General features: G+C 36.6%; 12 protein-coding genes. 5 read left to right on the top strand and 7 right to left on the bottom strand.

The genetic code is table 11. The features are described from left to right. Positions 1–179: 179 nt before the first annotated feature. From ODR02_RS22185 to ODR02_RS22215, 7 genes are all read right to left on the bottom strand, one after another. Positions 180–557 (bottom strand): VanZ family protein, encoded by a 378-nt coding sequence (locus ODR02_RS22185; RefSeq protein ID WP_209786029.1) that lies wholly within the window; start codon positions 555–557, stop codon positions 180–182. Then, positions 532–909: a glycine cleavage system protein GcvH gene (gcvH, locus tag ODR02_RS22190; protein WP_209786030.1), complete on the bottom strand. Its 378-nt coding sequence runs from the start codon at positions 907–909 to the stop codon at positions 532–534. Before gcvH ends, ODR02_RS22185 begins: the two co-directional genes overlap by 26 nt. Positions 910–1,016: 107 nt before the next feature. Continuing rightward, the gene (gene sov / locus ODR02_RS22195) at positions 1,017–8,048 is read right to left on the bottom strand and encodes a T9SS outer membrane translocon Sov/SprA (RefSeq protein ID WP_209786031.1); all 7,032 of its coding nucleotides are present in this window, start codon (positions 8,046–8,048) and stop codon (positions 1,017–1,019) included. A gap of 57 nt (positions 8,049–8,105) precedes the next feature. Then, positions 8,106–8,690 (bottom strand): Holliday junction branch migration protein RuvA, encoded by a 585-nt coding sequence (gene ruvA, locus ODR02_RS22200; RefSeq protein WP_209786032.1) that lies wholly within the window; start codon positions 8,688–8,690, stop codon positions 8,106–8,108. Positions 8,691–8,917: 227 nt separating this feature from the next. Then, positions 8,918–11,203, bottom strand: coding sequence for an NADP-dependent malic enzyme (locus ODR02_RS22205; protein ID WP_209786033.1), 2,286 nt, complete (start codon positions 11,201–11,203; stop codon positions 8,918–8,920). A 16-nt stretch (positions 11,204–11,219) separates the two neighbouring features. After that, positions 11,220–12,071 (bottom strand): BadF/BadG/BcrA/BcrD ATPase family protein, encoded by an 852-nt coding sequence (locus tag ODR02_RS22210; RefSeq protein WP_209786034.1) that lies wholly within the window; start codon positions 12,069–12,071, stop codon positions 11,220–11,222. Positions 12,072–12,153: 82 nt separating this feature from the next. Then, a complete protein-coding gene (locus ODR02_RS22215; protein ID WP_309513582.1) occupies positions 12,154–12,420 on the bottom strand; it encodes a hypothetical protein in 267 nt (88 codons plus the stop codon). A gap of 364 nt (positions 12,421–12,784) precedes the next feature. On the opposite strand from ODR02_RS22215, the gene ODR02_RS22220 reads away from it, so the two are divergent. From ODR02_RS22220 to ODR02_RS22240, 5 genes are all read left to right on the top strand, one after another. Continuing rightward, positions 12,785–13,243: a GtrA family protein gene (locus tag ODR02_RS22220; protein ID WP_105684656.1), complete on the top strand. Its 459-nt coding sequence runs from the start codon at positions 12,785–12,787 to the stop codon at positions 13,241–13,243. Positions 13,244–13,246: 3 nt separating this feature from the next. Beyond that, entirely contained in the window at positions 13,247–13,984 is a 738-nt protein-coding gene (locus ODR02_RS22225) for a lysophospholipid acyltransferase family protein (RefSeq protein WP_209786035.1), read from the top strand. Positions 13,985–14,014: 30 nt separating this feature from the next. Further along, a complete protein-coding gene (locus ODR02_RS22230; RefSeq protein ID WP_209786036.1) occupies positions 14,015–15,460 on the top strand; it encodes an MFS transporter in 1,446 nt (481 codons plus the stop codon). 91 nt (positions 15,461–15,551) lie between these two features. Beyond that, the gene (locus tag ODR02_RS22235; protein WP_442879496.1) at positions 15,552–16,514 is read left to right on the top strand and encodes a DUF3810 domain-containing protein; all 963 of its coding nucleotides are present in this window, start codon (positions 15,552–15,554) and stop codon (positions 16,512–16,514) included. A 766-nt stretch (positions 16,515–17,280) separates the two neighbouring features. Next, entirely contained in the window at positions 17,281–18,795 is a 1,515-nt protein-coding gene (locus ODR02_RS22240) for a thioredoxin domain-containing protein (RefSeq protein WP_309513584.1), read from the top strand. The last annotated feature ends 135 nt before the right edge of the window (positions 18,796–18,930 follow it).

Genomic DNA, 18,930 nt, shown 5'->3' on the forward strand with positions numbered 1-18,930 from the left:
CAGCATGCGTTGGAGAGTTGCTGGGTTGGAGCGCTAGAGAGCCGCTGGCGTGAGGAGTATGAATGGATAGCAGGAAATAGCTCCTGAATAAGTTGCAGAGTTTGAGGGTTGGAGAGTTAGAATATCAATTTTGTGTTAAGGATAGGAATATGAATCGATTAGCTCTTCCAAAGGAATAATCAGAAAAAACGTTTGACTAATAACTTATAGGTAAAGTATCCTAGCAGACATCCAATAGTATCTGCTACGATATCCAATGTTTCCATAGATCTCCCTAATCCCATTTCTTCCTGCAGGATTTCTGTAAGGAATGCATAGATAAGAATGATCTGAAAAAAGTATGAGAATTTTATTTTTGGGAATGCAGCAATAAAAGAGAACCCCAAGGCAGCAAATATACTGAGATGTAATACTTTGTCTATACCGCTGAACATAAACCAATATTCATGGTTTTCTTCTCCGGGTTTGAGAAGCATATAAGTAAGAAATGCCCAATAAATGGGCAATATCTTACTAAATATTTTTGAAATCTTATCCAATGATAGCTTTGTAATCATCTGCAGAAAGTAACTCTGACTGATCTGCCCCATCAGCAATTTCCAATTTGATGATCCATCCGTCCCCATAAGGATCTGTATTTAACAGTTCAGGCTGAGCTTCTAATTCTGAATTGAACTCAATAACCTTTCCAGCGATAGGTAAGAATAGATCTGAAACCGTTTTTACTGCTTCTACACTTCCGAAAACATCTCCTCCATTAAGATCATCATCTACAGTATCTACGTCAACGTAAACGATATCTCCAAGTTCTCCCTGAGCGAAGTCTGTAATACCAATTGTAGCAATGTTACCTTCGATCTTGATCCATTCGTGATCTTTCGTGTACTTTAATTCTGATGGTGTGTTCATTTTTTAATTTTTATTTTGTACAAATGTATTCAAAAATATAGTAGCTTCAAATATTGGATATAAAAAAAGTCCTTCAAACCTGAAGGACTTTTATGTTTGTATTATTTTTAGAATCCACCTCCGGAATCTCCGAATGTAAATGTGGCAGAAATACCTGCTCTCACTGTAGACAGTGGGAATGCTGTAGAGATCTTATACTTTGAGGTCATCTGTTCGTAGAATACTCTCAGGTTCAGGTTTTCGGAAACGTTATAGTCTGCGGAAAGTTTGATATTCATCAATCTCTGTCCTCCTGTAACCTGTGCATCATTTAACAGAATATTCATAATGGATGTTTTACTGTCTCTTAATGAAATATCTCCTCTGATGTTAAGGTCACTTCCTTTTCCTCTTGTTCCTCTTCCTCTGATATTGGCTGTTCCTAATCTGAAGTTTCTGATAATATACCCAAGTCTTACTACATATTCTGTATTGGCATCTTCGGTAAGCGTCTGGTTAACTAACCCCAATACCATCATTCTGGTTCTGTTGTACTGTATTCCGAACTGCATATTGTTTCTCATGGTAACATCTACTCCAATAAGCGGTGAGAAAGATTCTACATATCCCACCTGGGCGAATGTATACGGGTTAATTTTATCACCTCCATCTTTGACCACATTACCTGCATTATCTACTGTCTGATAATATCCGTTCGGGTTACCGTGATAATCTACGTTACTCTGAATACCTGTTGCCGTATAGGTGGCGGTATAGGCATGTAAGATATCAAACTTCGTGAACTGCCCGCTGATCATCGGGATATTTTTCAATCCGGAATAGGTAATTCTCCAGTTTGGTAACGGGAATCCTGATTTTTTAGGATTGCCCATAGGCGTCACTGATTTTCCTTCCATCGCTGCTCTAAAGGCAGGAATCAATACATAGGCATTTCCAATGCTGTAATGCTTAGCAAATCCGTTGTTATCCAATACTGCTCCCGGATCTCCCAGTTGTTGAGAAAGAGCTCTCGCATTTTCTCTGATCGCCTGGTAAACTGCCTGCCCATCTTTAAATGATGTACTAAGAAGCATTGTCGTATTGGAATAGGTAGTCAATTCGCTGGCAAATGTAAAGTCAGGATCAGAAACCCCACCATTGATATAGTTAAATCCTGTATGTGAGAAGTTACTGTTAAAAGTATGCAACACATTAAGGTCAACTCTTAAATCATTCATCGGCATCACTTGTAGGTCTGCTCTCAATTCTTTGGTCGACATTCTTACATAAGGATCTGTCATATATTTAGAATCACTCACCCATCCGTTTTCCATTACTGTTCTTCTGATGTCAGCCTGTGATCCTAAAAGGAATCCAAGAGTTGGTCCACCCAGTGTCTGTCCAGATCCATACCAGTTTGGAGCTGATATTAGTCCCGGAAGTACTGTTCCATTCGTTTCGTTATAACTTACGTTTAACTGTTTGAAAGAAGTCAGTAAGAATGCTGCACTTTGAAGTGGAGTAAGCTTATTCTTAAATTTATATTTCTTATATCTGTATCTGTTTTTCTCCCATTGCTTTGCATACACATTATTCAGAGAGTCCATTTCCTGTCTGCGTTTCTGAAGTTTGGCATTAATATTTTTGAAATAGTTAAACTGGCCAAAGAACTTCGGAAGATCAGCAGAGGCTGTTGCCTGAATCACATTGGTATTCTGTCCTATTGATCCTAAGCTTGAAGGCCTATTAGTCTCAGGATCTACAAATCCAAGCAATGACGTAGATCTTGCCGCCCAGTTATAGGTAAATCCATATCCTACTTCCGCATCAATAAAGTCCAGATAAGGCAGATACTGGAATGGTAATTTATAGTTTAACTGTGCTCTGTGGTTATACAATACCGGTCTTCCGGCTCTGAATACATTTCCGAAGATTGACTTACTATCCATCGAATTTACATCCAGATTATCATTCAGCGTTCTGGTGGCAGAGTTGATTTCCAGTTTTAATGATTTTGTGAAATTGAATCCTAATCCATACTGCCATCCAAAGAAGAAGTTTCTGTTTCTGATAGCATCAAAATTATTGTTCATGTCACCATTCAGGATAGCTTCTACATTTCTGAACTCAAGCTCATTATAATTTCTGTCGATTTCAGTTCTGAAAGATATTCTTGTAGGAATTGGGTTAATATTGAATTCCTTTACCCATCTCAGATATTTTGTAGACTTTGCCGTATCACTGATCATCTTGTTGAAAGGCTTCAATACCCACGGTTTAAACGTGTAGTTATAATCAATATATCCTCTCAGATACTGTCTGTAATTTCTCTTGGTATAAATATCTCTGAAATAATCATCGTTATAAACAGCCGTTACTGAAACGTTTTCAATATCATAAAACTTAGACTTTTTATTTGGATTTACTCTTTCTTTATGCATGTTGACAACTCCGATACTTCTCTGCTGAGTATATGTTCTCGCTACTTTTTTCAACTGCTCCTTGTTGGGTGCCTTACTGAATTCTACATCGGTATCCAGAGGATTGTACTTTGGATCTTCAATAGTCTGCGAGTAAGAATAATTTAAAGGAATCTTTACTCCGGTTTTTTCAGGAAGGAATTTATCTACATTAATGGCAGTGTTAATACTAAATGCCGATTGAGTAGACTGGGTTCTTTCCGCAGGTTTTGAATCAATATTCCCGAAACCAACTGAGGTATATGAGGCATTGGCATTAACTGTTGCCAAGTCTCCCATATTAAAGTTTAAGCTGGCATTTCCTGCATACCCTCCATCATTTTCAATTTCAGAAAGACGGATTTCGTTTACCCAAAGAACTCTTGATATAGTAGAGTTTGTTCTTGGATCTGCATTTCTTACCCCAATCATAATGGTGGTAACATTTCCTAAACTCGGTCTACCTTTGATATAAATATTTTTATACGGTTCCTGATATCCTGTATCAACTGTTCTATTCGTAATAGCAACACCAGATTTGTCTCTTCTGATTTTAGCATCTACAAAGTTCTGAACATCAAAATCAACTTCATTTTCTATTGGCCAGATCTCCATAGGAGCTGTTGCTGTTGTAGGAGTCATTCTTAAAGATGATTCATACTCGTAATAGTTATCAGTAGCATCGCTTCCAAAACGGATAAAGAATTTGGTATTCTCATCCAGTCCAATTACTCTGTTCAATGGATCATGAGCGTGTACAAACAGCTTCAGCTTTTTGTATCTTCTCATATCCAACGTTGTATTTTTGAATACTCCTCTTGCCTCAGTTTTAAGATCTTTCACTTTCATGTAAAGTGAAGCTTCATTCTGTCTCTGTGCTCCTGCATTTCCACTCAATACCTGTCTGTCAATTCCCGGAGGCAATACATATGGAGGCTGATTCAATGCATTTTCTTCAATATTTACACTTCCTATTTCAAAATTAGGATCTGTCACAGTTCCTGTTCCTTCTTCTGGATTAGTAACATTTAAACTTGCAATTTTACCTGTATACTTTCTCCAGTCTGATCTTACAAGATCCATTGTTCCGAATCTCAGAGTAGAGGTCTGATCAAATCCTGCAAGCATCAATCTTGCAAATCTTACGTTATTTAATACTTCATCTTCGTGTGTTCCTTCAGCTTTATCATAATTTGCTACAGGAATTCTAAACAGGTACCATTTAACATCTGAAGACTGTCCGTTCTGGAATGTTGCTTTTACTGTTTTTACATCTACAATATTGTTCCCTCCCAGCGCTAAACTTTGCTTATCAAGTTTGATCACATACTGATTATAGTTTTCAGTCTGATCAAGGTTGTAGTCTTTATTGATATCTTCAGCATCCGGAGTTTGTGAAGCCACATTCAGAGAGTTGGCTTCTGAGTTTCCTTCAGGATTTCTGAAATATTTGTATCGTTCTACAACAGAAGCTGCCTGGCTTCCTGTAAATTTATCAGAAAGATAGAATACAAAGTCATCCACTGCAGGGTCAGCAATATTGGTTACCGGGTTTACAAAAGTATTTCCGAATCTCATAGCTTCCTGATCAGAAGTAAGACCGTCATATCCTGCATCCTGCACTTTTCTGTCCTCTCCTTCTGTAGAGAAGGCATATAAAATTGGTGGTTGTTTTGGCTGTATTCCCCAGTTTGAATTCGTTGTAGAAGATGGTGTACCAGGAGTTGGCAATCCATTTTCATACTGCATTTTCCCATCCTTCAATACATCTTCAGAAACGTTTCCTAAGTGAAGTAATAGTTTTGGATCAGTACCCAGTGTTTTACCATCTGCATAAGGGTCCATCATCCAGAATTCAACGTATTCAATGTTTGAAGTAACAAAGTTGGGAACACTTATCGATCTCATGATCCCCGCCCATCTGCTTTGTGCCTGTTCTGTTAACGGGTTTACGTTGTATGGTCCTTTTTCTTTAGGGAAATATGAAATATCGAAAGTATTCGTAAAGGTTTGTTCTCCTGCTACGAAATCTCTGTTATTATAAATCTCCGAATATTGTACTCTTCTGGAAGCATGGTTGGATACAGACTGTGGGGTAACTCCTGCCGGAGCTTTTCCTCCAACGCCCCAGAACCTAGGGTCGATATTATACCATGTTAATAATCCTCTTCCATATCCACTTGTTATATCGTCATCTCCTGGTACTGTATTAAATGGCGGCAGTGTATTTTTTTCCGGTTTTGAAGCAAGGCTCCATGCTGCCGGTTCTTTTAATGATATTTTGGAAGTTGTTTGTTCAAAATCATCAATGTAAGACTGATTATTTGTGCCTTTATTCAATCCAGGTAACAAATACGCAGCTTCCATCTTGAAGTTTAAGTTGGATGGAGCTTCGGTTTTCACCATTGGAAGTTTGTTGGTCAATCTTGTAAGGTAAGGAGCCTGATTGTTGTACATCAAGTTGATTCCTGCCATGGTATTGTTTACCGCTTCCTGTCCGAAATTTACTTTCTGGGTTAGTGGAGACTCAGAGTAATTGATCACCGTTCCTCCTAAGATAAAGTTTTCACTAAATCTTCTTTCTAAATTTAATCCTAAGAATCTTTTTCTTTGGGTATTAAATGTCAATTGGTTTTCAAGTGAAATATTGATGGCCTGTCCGGACTGTTTTACATTTTCATTAATGATTGTAACCGTACCAAGCATATAATCTACGGTATAGTCTACACCTTCTGTAAGCTGTACTCCATTTGCAGCCACTTTTACTGATCCCTGAGGAACGTTTACTGCACCTAAAGATATACCCTGCCCCTGAACACCTTTATAACGGCCTTCCATTGTATACCTCTGTGAAAGGTTACTGGCGGACGCTTGTTGTTTTTGTTTGGTATAAAGATCCTGAAATACATATTGAGGATCACTTGTACCTAATTTTGCTTCCAGAAATTTACCGAAAGGCTGTACTTTGGTAAAAATCACTCTTCCTGTTTCCGGTCTGATGGTAATCCCATTGACAAAGTCGAAAATACCGTCTCCTTTACTTCCGTCTTTATTGTTCTGGATATCGCCGTTCATATTAAGACGGTCCCAGTTGAATAACTTCAATAAGTTCTGATCTTTTACAGGAGTGTCTGGAAGATAGTTTACTTTACCTCCTGTTTTTGGATCTCTGTAATAAACATTAAGAATAAAACCATCTGGAGATACCTGTCCTGCATCCATAGAATAAACATTCTTCATCATCAGATCCCACATCGGAGATTGAGTGTTCACTTTATTGTTTACTCTCAATACTTTGGTGATCAACACCGGGCTTTCTTCAGAGAACTCTCCTACTTTGTATACTTTATTGCTTCCGTTAACCGTATATGAGTAGGAAACGGCTAAAAGCTGCTGGTCATTAAGCTTTTGATTTAATGAAATATATCCTAGCTGAGGTTGGTAGGTAAATTCATTAGCATTCAGTTTCCTCGCTTTTGTAGCAAGAAGAAATTCTTCTCCGTTACTATAGGGAGTAGGTGTTCCCGGGAAGACATGCCCTTGAAAAAGAGCATTGTAATTTTTCCCTGCTTCTCTTGTTCCGGCTACTGCTGATACCTCATCATACAATCCGTTCAGCGAGTTATCCGGCAGAGTAACTCCTCCAGGTCCTTCTCCAAGGTCTCTGATGCCGATAATACTTTTTTGATAAGCGAGATTACTGTTCCCCTGATCTAGTACCCAGACTTCCATTCTGGTAATATTGATTGTGGAGTTGATCTGTGGGTAATTAAGTAAGGCATCATCATACTTGTTCAGGAAATAGTGCCCTAAAAAGAAGTGCTGGTTTTCTTCATAGTCAATCGCATTGACTTTAAAGTTGTTCATCACACCACCACCCTGAACTACAATATTACGAGCCTCTCCCTGTTGCTGGGAAAGGACAACCGTTCCAAATGTTTTTCCTAACTGAAACTCTGTTTTCACCCCAAACAATGATTGTGAACCACGGATAAGGCTGGTTGAAAGCGGCATATTTACGTTACCAAACTCAACTCTTTTGATGATTTTATCTTCTCCTCCTTCGTTGGGTTTATCTACATTTCCAAGACCTTTACTTTGAAGATCTTTCCAGCTTCCTTTTGCCTGCCAAACAAGATTCATTCTGTTTTCAAAAGCAAAACCACTCTGGGTATCATAATTGGCCTTTAACTGAAGGTTTTCCCCTACTTTACCCAATAAACCAAGCTGAATTCGCTGATCGATATCAAAGGTAAAACTGGTCCTGTTTTGCGGCAGGATCATCGGGTTATCTATTTTCTGGTAAAGTCCTGCAAAATCAAGGGATGCATACCCTGAAGGAATGATTTCAATTTTGTTACCTCCGAAAATTGTTTCAAAAAGCCTGTTATTAATTAACAATGAAGGGATTAGCCCCTGCTTTCTCGCATCGGATCTGTCTTTTCTGAAAAGAAGGTTATATTTATCAGATTTCTCCTTGTAATAAGCTTTTGTCTGGCTGGCAAGCATATATTCTTTATACTCTTCCGGAGACATGGCTGTAGGAGGACCTGTAATGGTATTTCCGATTTTGGGATACACATAGTACATCCCGGTTTTTATGTCGTAATAGGCTTCGTACCTCGTAGGGTCTGCCACTTCATATTGTTTTCTTATGATCGCTGTATCTTTCTGTGCCTGTGCAAAAGCACTGACAGACATACACAGGAACGACAGGAACAAAAATATGTTAAGATGCTTAATATTCGCCACCAAATGTTAAATGTTTTTTAAGATTTGTTTAACCAATTCTTCTACCGAGATGCTTGGATTTTGTTTTATAATTTTATCCGCAATCTTCTCGCTCGTTCGTTTAGGAATGCCTAAAACTTCTAATGCAGATAACGATTCTTCCTTAATTTTATTATCCGCCATTACAGAAATGTTCGCATTCGGATCACTGTATTTCTGTACTTTATCTTTAAGATCCACGATAATTCTTTCAGCAGTTTTTGCACCGATTCCTTTTGCTTTTTGGATCAATGCACTGTTTCCGGAAAGTATGGCAGAAGCAATCTCATCAAGGCTTAATGTTGACAACAGAATAAGTGCTGAAACAGCTCCTACTCCATTAACGCTTATTAACAGATTGAACATTTCTTTTTCTGAACGTGTGTTAAATCCAAAGAGAAGATGGGCATCTTCACGGATGATCTGCTGGATAAATAAAAAGGTCTGCTGATTCAAAACCAGCGTTTGTGAGGTCATCAAACTGATTCCCACATAGTAACCAACTCCTTGTACATTAATGACAGCGTAGGTAGGCGTAAGTTCTTGAACAGTGCCTTGTAAAGAAAATATCATTATTAATTTTTAAAACTCCCAAATATAGCAATTTAAACTAATTAATGTTTTCATTTGATGTACGAATGATTTTTAACTTAAATTTCAAATAAGAATTCAAGGAATTAACATAAAAACAAAAGACTCCAAAATATGGAGTCTTTTTACTATCTGAACACGGTTTAAAGTGTCATTTTTTAAATAAGAGAGATGGATTACTTATTTTCGGTAATACCATCCATTCTGTATTATTTTTTCTCTCTTCTTTGCGCATCAAGAACAGCAATGGTAGCAAGGTTTACAATCTCATCTACGCTTGAACGCATCTGAAGTACGTGTACCGGCTGCTTTAATCCCATTAAGATTGGCCCGATAACCTGTGCTACTTTCATCCCTCTTATAATTTTGTAAGAAAGATTAGCACTTTCAAGGTTAGGGAAGATGAAGGTGTTCGCTGGTGTAGTACCTAATTTTGAGAATGGGTAATCACTCAGGTGATCTGCATTCATAGCGAAATCCGGTTGAATTTCACCATCTACAACCATTTTAGGGAATTTCTCGTGGAGAATACTTACTGCTTTTGCTACTTTTTTAGAAGTTTCAGAGATGGCAGCAAAGTTTTCAAATCCAAGCATGGCAATCCTTGGTTCGATAGCAAAAGATTTCACTGTAAATTCTGCCATTTTAGCAATGTTCACAAGATCTTCAGAAGTAGGATTCTGGTTGATGGAAGTATCTGCGAAGAAAATAGGTTTCTTTTCAGACAGGATCATCATCATGGCCGCTACTTTATCTACTCCTTTATCTTTTTCAATAACTTCCAAAACAGGACGTAAAACTGAAGTATAATTCTTAGAGAATCCTACGATAAGACCATCAGTATCTCCATGTCTAAGCATAAGAGGTCCGAAATAATCTCTCTGACGTACATATCTCTTTGCTTTGTATTCGTTCATTCCTTTTCTCTGACGAAGTTTCCAAAGGGTTTCTCTGTATTTTTTTCTGTTTTCTTTCTGATCGTCATCACTTGGATCAATGATCGGAACATCCAGGGTAATTCCGTAACGCTCCATCTGCTCCTTGATGTATTTTTTATCTCCTAAAAGACTTGGATAAGCAATTCCTTCTTCATAAAGAATCTGGGCAGCTTTCAATACATTGTATTCTTCAGCATTTCCAAGGGTAATTCTTTTCGGATTGGATTTTGCACGGCTCTGCATCATTCTTACCAGTCTCTCATCTCTTCCCATTCTGTCTAAAAGCTGGTGCTCATATTCTTCAAAATCCGTAATGGTTTTTCTTGCAACACCACTTTCAATAGCCGCTTTTGCTACAGCACTTGATACTTTTGTGATCAGTCTGTTATCAAAAGGTTTTGGAATGAAATATTCTCTTCCGAACTGTAAGTTCTGAACGTTGTATGCTAAAATTACAGCTTCCGGCACCGGTTCTTTTGCAAGATCGGCAATGGCATGTACAGCAGCCAGTTTCATGTCTTCATTAATTCCTGTAGCCTGTACATCTAATGCTCCACGGAAAATGTAAGGGAATCCCAGTACATTGTTTACCTGGTTAGGATAATCACTTCTTCCCGTTGCCATGATTACATCTTTACGAGTATCAAGGGCAAGGTCATAAGCAATTTCCGGATCAGGGTTAGCTAAAGCGAATACAATAGGATTTTCACTCATGCTCAACAACATTTCAGGAGTCATTACGTTTCCTTTTGATAATCCCACAAAAACATCAGATCCTTTTACAGCATCTTCTAATGTTTCGATATCCGTCTGAGCAATGAAATCTAATTTTTCCGGAGTAAGGTTCTCTCTCTTATGATTGATTACCCCTTTACTGTCACACATCAGGACGTTTTCTTTTTTCAGTCCTAATGAAATATAAAGCTTGGTACATGCAATAGCTGCAGCTCCTGCACCATTCACCACCATTTTCACTTTATCAATATCTTTATTCGCAATCTGCAAAGAGTTGATCAATGCAGCTGCAGAGATAATTGCAGTTCCGTGCTGGTCATCATGCATCAAAGGAATATTTAACTCCTCTTTCAGTCTTTGTTCTATATAAAAAGCTTCAGGAGCTTTAATATCTTCCAGGTTAATCCCTCCGAAAGTAGGAGCGATACCTTTTACGATTTCAATAAATTTATCCGGATCTTTTTCATCGATCTCAATATCAAAAACGTTGATATCTGCAAAGATCTTGAATAAAAGTCCTTTCCCCTCCATTACCGGCTTTGAAGCTTCAGCACCGATATCTCCCAGTCCAAGTACGGCAGTACCGTTAGAAATTACTGCTACCAGGTTTCCTTTTCCTGTATAATCATACACAGTTTCCGGCTTATCATGAATTTCCATACAAGGAACAGCTACTCCCGGAGAGTAAGCCAATGACAAATCTCTTTGAGAAGAGTGTGGCTTTGATGGGATTACTTCAATTTTTCCTTTGGGTTCTGCTTTATGATAATCTAGCGCTGCCTGGCTAAAGTTCTTTTCGTCACGATTGTTGTTACTTGACATAAAATTTGGTTTTTTGTTAAAGTATATATTTAATGTGGTAATCTACTAAGCTTTCTATTGGTTTCTGCACAACATGTCCCACATTTAAATTAAGTTCTGTAGCTACAGAACGTAGTATATTTTCATAATAATAAGCGATAGATCCTATAAAATTGATTTCAACGTCTTTAGCTTCTTCATAGGGGATTACCTGGTATTCAAAGAAGTTTTTCATTTCTTCAAAAACCATATCCCTGAAATAAGGATGATCTTTTCTTTCGATCACAAATTTGGTAAAGTCTGCCAAATAAGCATTTGGTCTTGTCGTATGATACATATTTTGCAATGCATCCTCTACGGTAAGCAGATAGTTGGCTTCAAATTCGGCCCGAAGGTCTGAAGGCAGTTTTTTCATGAAATATCTGCGCAGCAATTGTTTTCCTATAGCACTGCCACTTCCTTCATCTCCAATAATAAATCCTAATGAAGGTAATTCTATCTTTACGTTTTCCCCGTCGAAATAACAAGAATTTGATCCTGTGCCAAGAATGCACACGATAGCAGGTTTTCCGCTGTATGCTGCATAGGCTGCAGCCATCAGATCTTCCTTCACAATAAATTCTGCTTTTACAAAAACCTTCTTCAACTCTTCCTCTATGGTTTCGCAGTTTTTTTTCACACCACATCCGGAACCATAAAAATAGACCTTGGTAATTGAATTTTTAAGGGACATCAGATTGCTATTTTTCTGCACCTCAGGAGCGATAAGTTCTCTGTTGATAAAATTCGGATTGAAACCGATTGTTTCTGTTTTCAGAAAAACCTTCTTAAAGTCATCAAGTATTACCCAATCCGATTTAGTAGAACCACTATCTACAATAGCAACCATATTTTAGATTTTAATTTAAGGGTGCTAAATTAGGAATTTATCTTCAATTAGCGTTTAAAAACAACCTGGAAGCTGTCTAAAATCATGAATGTTTGATTTGTGTTTTTTTTTCGTTGAATTGTAAGAGCCAGTCTTCTATTTCATCTTCCAGATAGGAAGTCTGTAATACCATTGCATTGATAAAATCATCAGGCACTGGTTCTCCGTTGGAGTTTTCAAGATTCCACAATTCATTTGACATATTTTCATATTCAGAATACACTCTTTTGAAGCGGGAATTTTCTTTCTCAAGAGCCTCAATATTTTTCTGTTGAAGCTGGAATTTTCTGTATTTGTTTTGACTTTTCATACAAATATTATTAATAATTGGGTCATAAAATGTTGGAGTATATGCGCTTAATCGTGCACTACAAGATAGAAAAAACCATCAACACAAGGAGTTGAAAATGAATTTATTATCAGGTCATTATTACATCATTCTGAATATTAAAATTAGAAATAATTTTTATTAAAAAAAATATTTTAACAACTTTTTTCAGTGTTTAACATATAGTTATAAATTTGCATATCCATATTGTGAAGCTATGTAATTATTGGTATTTTAAAACCATTATTATGAAGAGGAATTCACTAAGGTGTTTATCTGCTGGGATATAGATCACTTCAGTACACTATCCGGTATGGACAAAGATTTTTAGTTTTATACTCATTACATGAAAGAAATACTCTTACGCCAGAAACAGGTTTTGTTCTTCATCATTGCAGGAGGACTGAGTGCCATTATAGAAATAGGCAGCTTTAAGATTTTCAGCACCTATCTTCCGCACTTCTTTGTAAAGGAAACCAACTTCTATGGGATACATTATCCTTTAAGTAATATTTTTTCTACCAGCTGCGGGATTATTACCAACTACTTCCTGAGTATCTGGTTTGTATTTGAAAGGGGAAAGCATTCGAAGAGAAAAGAGTTTGCTTATTTCATGGTTGTTTCTTTCTTTTCAACATTACTCAGCTTAGGTTTTTTCCAAATATTCTACAGTTTCATTTTTAAGGATAATATCAATTTATTTTTTTATACCTTGAGCCCGGAAATGATCAGCAAAATTGCAGCAATATTGCTGGTTTCCATTCTGAATTATTCGATAAAGAAGAAAGTAATTTTTAACGGTTAAGCTGTGACAAAAATTTTAAATTATCTCTGGAGATTCTGGCTGCTGCTGTTGGCATTTTTTCTGACAGTCATTATTGGAATCCCGGTTTATATTTTATCCTTTAATAAAAAGCATTATAAATACGGCTATAAACTTGTCAGACTATGGTGTTTCGGCATGTTTTACGGAATGGGCTTCAGATATGATCTGACAAACCTTTCGGAACAGGTAAAAGATAAGAACATCCCTTATGTCTTTATCTCCAACCATACGTCCATTATGGATATTATGCTTGTCTGCATCCTGTTTCCGGATCATCCGATTTGTTTTGTAGGAAAAAAAGAACTGGTAAAGATTCCGATTTTCGGAACCATATATAAAAGGATTTGTGTCATGGTAGACAGGGCCAGTGCAAAAAGCCGAGCCGATGTATACCGCAGATGCGCAGAGAAGATGGAGGAAGGCAACAGTATTGCTATTTTTCCTGAAGGTGGTGTACCTGACGACACTTCTGTTATCCTCGATGATTTTAAGGACGGTGCCTTCATGCTGTCTTCAAAACATCAATCTCCTATAGCTGTTTATACCTTTGTGGGACTCAAGGAAATGTTCCCGTTTGAAAACTCAAAAGGCTATCCTGGAAGAGTAAAAGTGTATTTCAATGGAATCATGGAGCCTACAGATTCGCCAAAAGACTTAAAGGCAGAGGCTTATGAGACAATAAAAAAAACCTTAATCAGGTATTCCGTTGAAAGGAAATAGTTATATTTGTTTGTGAAATCTATAATAAATATGTCAAATTATTCTAAACAAACCAATTGGGCACAATTCATTCCGTTGGTTACTGTATTCTTCTTTTGGGGATTTGTAGCAGCCAGTAATGATATTCTGATCCCAGTTTTTCAAAAAGCCTTCAATCTATCTCAAACTGAAAGTATGCTGGTGCAGATATGCTTTTATGTAGCGTATACTGTAGGTTCTTTAATTTATATGATTGTATCAAAGAGTCTGAAACAGGATTTGATTAACAAAATCGGGTACAAAAACGGCCTTATTGTAGGACTTTTGATTTCCGCATTGGGAACCTTACTGTTCTACCCTGCTGCCAATATGCATTCTTTCCCTTTAATGATCTCCGGATTATTTATTGTAGGTTTAGGATTCTCTCTTCAACAGATTGTTGCCAATCCGCTTGCGATTGAGGTAGGCCCTACAGAAACAGGATCTCAGAGATTAACAATGGCCGGGGGAATCAACAACCTAGGAACAACCATCGGGCCGCTTATCGTTGCATTTGCCATTTTTGGTTCTGCAAGTGCTGCCAATACAGAAGCAAGTATAGAAAGTGTAAAAATACCTTACCTGATATTGGGAGCAGCCTTCGCACTTGTAGCTTTAATGCTTAAATTTTCTTCTCTTCCTGCTGTAACTCCTACTAACACTGAGGATACAGATGACACAACTCCGGGAGAGCACAGAAAATCAGCATTCCAGTATCCTCAATTGGTCATGGGAATGATCGCCATCTTCGTATATGTAGGAGTAGAAGTTTCTACGGCAAGTAATCTTCCTGCCTATATGGAAAAAAATCTAGGATTTGAAACAAAAGATGTAGCTCCTTACATCTCTCTATACTGGGCATCATTAATGATTGGCCGTTGGACAGGTGCTGTAGAAGCATTTGACGTAAACGCAGGATTCAAGAAGGTCTTAAGGTTCTTAGCACCTTATCTTGCATTTGGGGTATTTTTATTTGTAAACGCACTTGCTCATCATGATCTTTCTCCGTTCTATGTATATGGATTTATCATTATTGCGATGATTATCTGTGATATTTTAAGTAAAGGAAATCCGGCAAGAATGCTTCTGATCTTCTCTTTAGCAGGGATCACAGCTTTACTTGTTGGTATGTTTACTACCGGAATGGTATCTGTATATGCATTCACCAGTGTAGGTCTTTTCTGTTCCACTCTATGGCCGTGTATTTTCGCATTGGCAATTAACGGACTTGGAAAACACACCAATCAAGGTTCAGGATATCTTATTATGATGATTATGGGTGGAGGTATCGTAAGCTTTATACAAGGGTATATTGCCGATCTAACGAATATTCATTTCAGTTATATCGTAGGGGTTATTTGTTTTGCTTATCTTGCATTCTATGCAATCCGTGTAAGTGGAATTCTGAAGGCTCAGGGCATTGATCTGGATAAATTATCTAAAGGTAATGGGCATTAATATAACGACAAAAATATATAAGAAAAAGAGGTTTTGGGCAGGTGTATTACTTGCCCAATTTCTTTTGTTCTATGGATTCTCAAAATCCAAAGTGATGGTTTCTTTTTTTGAAAGCTTTTTTGAATTTCAGAAAAGAGCTCACCAGATGCTGTTCAGCTGGGCTCCGTATTCTGTTGGAGATTTGATTTACATTATTCTGGCAGCTTTTCTTTTATATTATTTCATCACTTTATTCAAAAAGCAACGAAGAAATAATTCGATGATAAAGATACTGATCATGATGAATGTGTTTTATTTCATTTATCAGGTGTTTTGGGGAATGTTGTATTTCCAGACTCCTATTATTCAAAAACTTTCAAGCCAGGAAGAACCCAATGTGAATAAGGCAAAAAAACTGGCTCTTATCTATCTTGAAAAATGCAGACAAACCCGACAGTCTGTTCATGAGGATAATAAGGGCGTTTTTATCATCACTGACCTAACTTCTATCCAAAAGGAAATCCTGAATCAGCAGACAACATTACCTTCTTATATTTCGGATAAAAGAGCTCCTCAGATACTGGATATCAAACCCAGTTTATTCAAGAATGTAATGAATTTTACAGGTATTCTCGGATACTATAATCCCTTTACCGCAGAAGCTCAGTATAACTCTGAATTACCTCATACTTTCATTCCCTTCACAACCGCCCACGAAAGCTCTCATCAATTAGGCTTCGCAAGAGAACAGGAGGCTAATTTTGTGGGATATTTGATAGGGATTCATTCCGGCAATCCGGAGTTAAAATACAGTACAGAGTTATTCACTTTAAAAAGTCTTTTGAGATTCATTGCAGAGGAAGATCCTGAATTTGTAAAGAATGCTCTTCATCATTATTCTCCAGCAATGAAAAGAGATCGTGCTTATGAAAAAAGCTTCATTTTGCGTCACCAGGGTTGGCTGGATGATTTCTTTGGATTTACCAATAATCTGTTTCTGAAAAGCAATCAGCAGGAAGGTTCAGTCACGTATTCTTACTTTATAGATCTTCTTTTAAATTATGAGAAAACATAAAAAAAGAATCGTATCAGGCGATACGATTCTAAAAACACAAATGATGAAAAAAAATTTATTACCTTGACTTGTTCCCTCATTCAAGGCGATGTAAAAGTACGACATATTTTATAAATACAAAAACATTTCCATCCTTTTTTAAAACTTTATGAAAACTTTATGATTTTTTAAGTTTTTTTGAGTTCATTCCATCTTGTCACAAAACACACAAAACAACGACATCCAATGTCCAAAACAAGGTTTAAATCCATATAACCTACGAAAAATTCAAAAAACAAAACATTTACTTAGATAAAAAACATTCTATTTCTATCCTGTTTTTGCTATTTTAAAAATTGGAGTTATCTATAGTATTTGATGTGATATTTCTAAAATTTCCACCTCAAAAATTGCGAAATATCTGAATCATTTTTGAGGCTATTATTAATTCTGTTTTTACCTAAATAAAAGAGCATTCACTCACATAAGTAAAGTTTATTGTAAACTTCATCCTGAAAATTTCAAAATACAACCTGTAAGAATATCATTTATTTCTCTTAAAAGAAAACCTGCTACAGATATCAAAACACCGAATACTACAGGATTTCTAGAAAGAGATCCATCTCTACAATTTTGTGTTGTAAAACGGGTTTTTAGCTTACAATCCTATAGAATAAAATACTGAGGATCAAATAAAATCTATCAATACCCACTTATATCTCACTAATAAAGGAAAATTTTTTTTGTATATTTAAAACATCTGTGTATTTTAGATAAAAATATTAATATGATTTTTGACAAACTAATTAACCATCTAAAACTCGATAAACAGGAATTTATTTTTCAGTTCAACTCCCATCCTAATTACCCATCTGCACTGGCATTCAGTGATACTCTGAACTTTATGGGAATAAAAAATGATGCTTACGAACTTGACAAAGAATATTGGGATGAACTTCCGGAAGAATTTATTGCTATTGTTGAGAATTCATTTTCTCTGGTAAAGAAGTCAGGAAGTAATTATTCAGTCTATTCAGAAAAAGCAAAGACCTTAGGTAAAGAAGAACTTTATACTAAATCAACAGATTTCGTACTCCTTTTTGAAAAAACTGAAAATGCAGAAAGCAAACTGACCTTCAATTTCAAACCGGTTCTTTACATCATTTTTGCTGCTGTTCTTGCTTATTCCTTTATTAGCCAAACCATTTATGAAGCTCTCTTTAATGTTCTTTCATTAGCAGGCGTTTATATTTCTCTGGAAATTTTCAATCAGAAATTCGGAAATACCTCTACTGTCATCGGAAGTATATGCGGAGGCGGAGGGGCTGCAGCAAGCCAGACAGCCAACTCATGTGATAAAATTATCAAACAGGATAAAACCAGTATTTTAGGGCTAAAATTTGCAGATTTTTCTCTTATCTATTTTGCAGGACTTGCCGTATTGGGTCTGTTCTTACCAGCTACGGCTTATATCGTAAAAGGATTTACATTCGTTTCTGTACTTGCCATCGGATACTCTCTATACATCCAGGCATTTGTAGAAAAAACATTCTGTAGAGTATGTCTTTTAATTATTTCAATCCTGGCAGGACAAATTGTAATAAGCAGCTTATTTTTCGAGAATCTTTCATTCAGTGTGGGAACGCTTTTATTGACTGTCATTCTGTGGGCTCTTGTATTCTCTGCAGTGATCTATTTCAACACGCTACTTGAGCAAAAGGAAACACTTCAAAAATCAAATGCAAAAAACCTTAGATTCAAAAGAAATTATGAGCTGTTCAAAAACCAGATGGAACAGAATCCCAAAATAGAATTTCAGGATACTGAAACTTTTGCTGTTGGAAAAAGAGATGCTAAACTTCGTATTTCTATCGTTTCCAATCCATATTGTGGTTTCTGTAAAGATGCTCATAAACTGATAGAAGGTCTTTTGGAGAAATATCCGGATACTCTTTCTTTGCAGATGAGATTTAATTATACCCCGGACAGAGCTCCTGAAAAGTACACACAGCTTCTTTCAGACTTAACTCATATTTACCATAATAGACCTGAAAAAGAGTTTTTACATGCAGTAGAAGAATGGTTCGAAACTAAGGATGAAAGCAAAATCAATGCTCTTTCAGGAGGAACTGTAACATCAGAAAACCTTAACCCAATGGTGGAGATGACCAATGAAAACAGTAATGCAGGATTAAACTTTACTCCGATCTTTATCATCAACGGATATCAGTTCCCTGACAAATATGATCGTGAAGATATTTTATTCTTTATTGATGAATTAATAGAGGATGATGAGATATAATAAATAAATCTCATCCATTTAAAAATTTCACTATCTTAGGAAAAACAAAATAACCATCTGAAAAGATGTAAAAGAGTAGAAAACGGTGACCAATGGGACGATTTCCTGTTTACCATTTCATTGAATTATAATTGA

It is taken from the genome of Chryseobacterium sp. CFS2, assembly GCF_036543225.1.
Lineage (GTDB): Bacteria > Bacteroidota > Bacteroidia > Flavobacteriales > Weeksellaceae > Chryseobacterium > Chryseobacterium culicis_A.

Excerpts from the sequence above, each read along its gene's own strand:
- ODR02_RS22215 (WP_309513582.1), bottom strand. The coding sequence starts at position 12,420 with ATGAAAAGTCAAAACAAATACAGAAAATTCCAGCTTCAACAGAAAAAT.
- ODR02_RS22230 (WP_209786036.1), top strand. The coding sequence starts at position 14,015 with ATGTCAAATTATTCTAAACAAACCAATTGGGCACAATTCATTCCGTTG.
- sov (WP_209786031.1), bottom strand. The coding sequence starts at position 8,048 with ATGTCTGTCAGTGCTTTTGCACAGGCACAGAAAGATACAGCGATCATA.
- ODR02_RS22205 (WP_209786033.1), bottom strand. The coding sequence starts at position 11,203 with ATGTCAAGTAACAACAATCGTGACGAAAAGAACTTTAGCCAGGCAGCG.
- ODR02_RS22240 (WP_309513584.1), top strand. The coding sequence starts at position 17,281 with ATGATTTTTGACAAACTAATTAACCATCTAAAACTCGATAAACAGGAA.
- ODR02_RS22185 (WP_209786029.1), bottom strand. The coding sequence starts at position 557 with ATGATTACAAAGCTATCATTGGATAAGATTTCAAAAATATTTAGTAAG.
- ODR02_RS22210 (WP_209786034.1), bottom strand. The coding sequence starts at position 12,071 with ATGGTTGCTATTGTAGATAGTGGTTCTACTAAATCGGATTGGGTAATA.
- gcvH (WP_209786030.1), bottom strand. The coding sequence starts at position 909 with ATGAACACACCATCAGAATTAAAGTACACGAAAGATCACGAATGGATC.
- ODR02_RS22220 (WP_105684656.1), top strand. The coding sequence starts at position 12,785 with ATGAAAGAAATACTCTTACGCCAGAAACAGGTTTTGTTCTTCATCATT.
- ruvA (WP_209786032.1), bottom strand. The coding sequence starts at position 8,690 with ATGATATTTTCTTTACAAGGCACTGTTCAAGAACTTACGCCTACCTAC.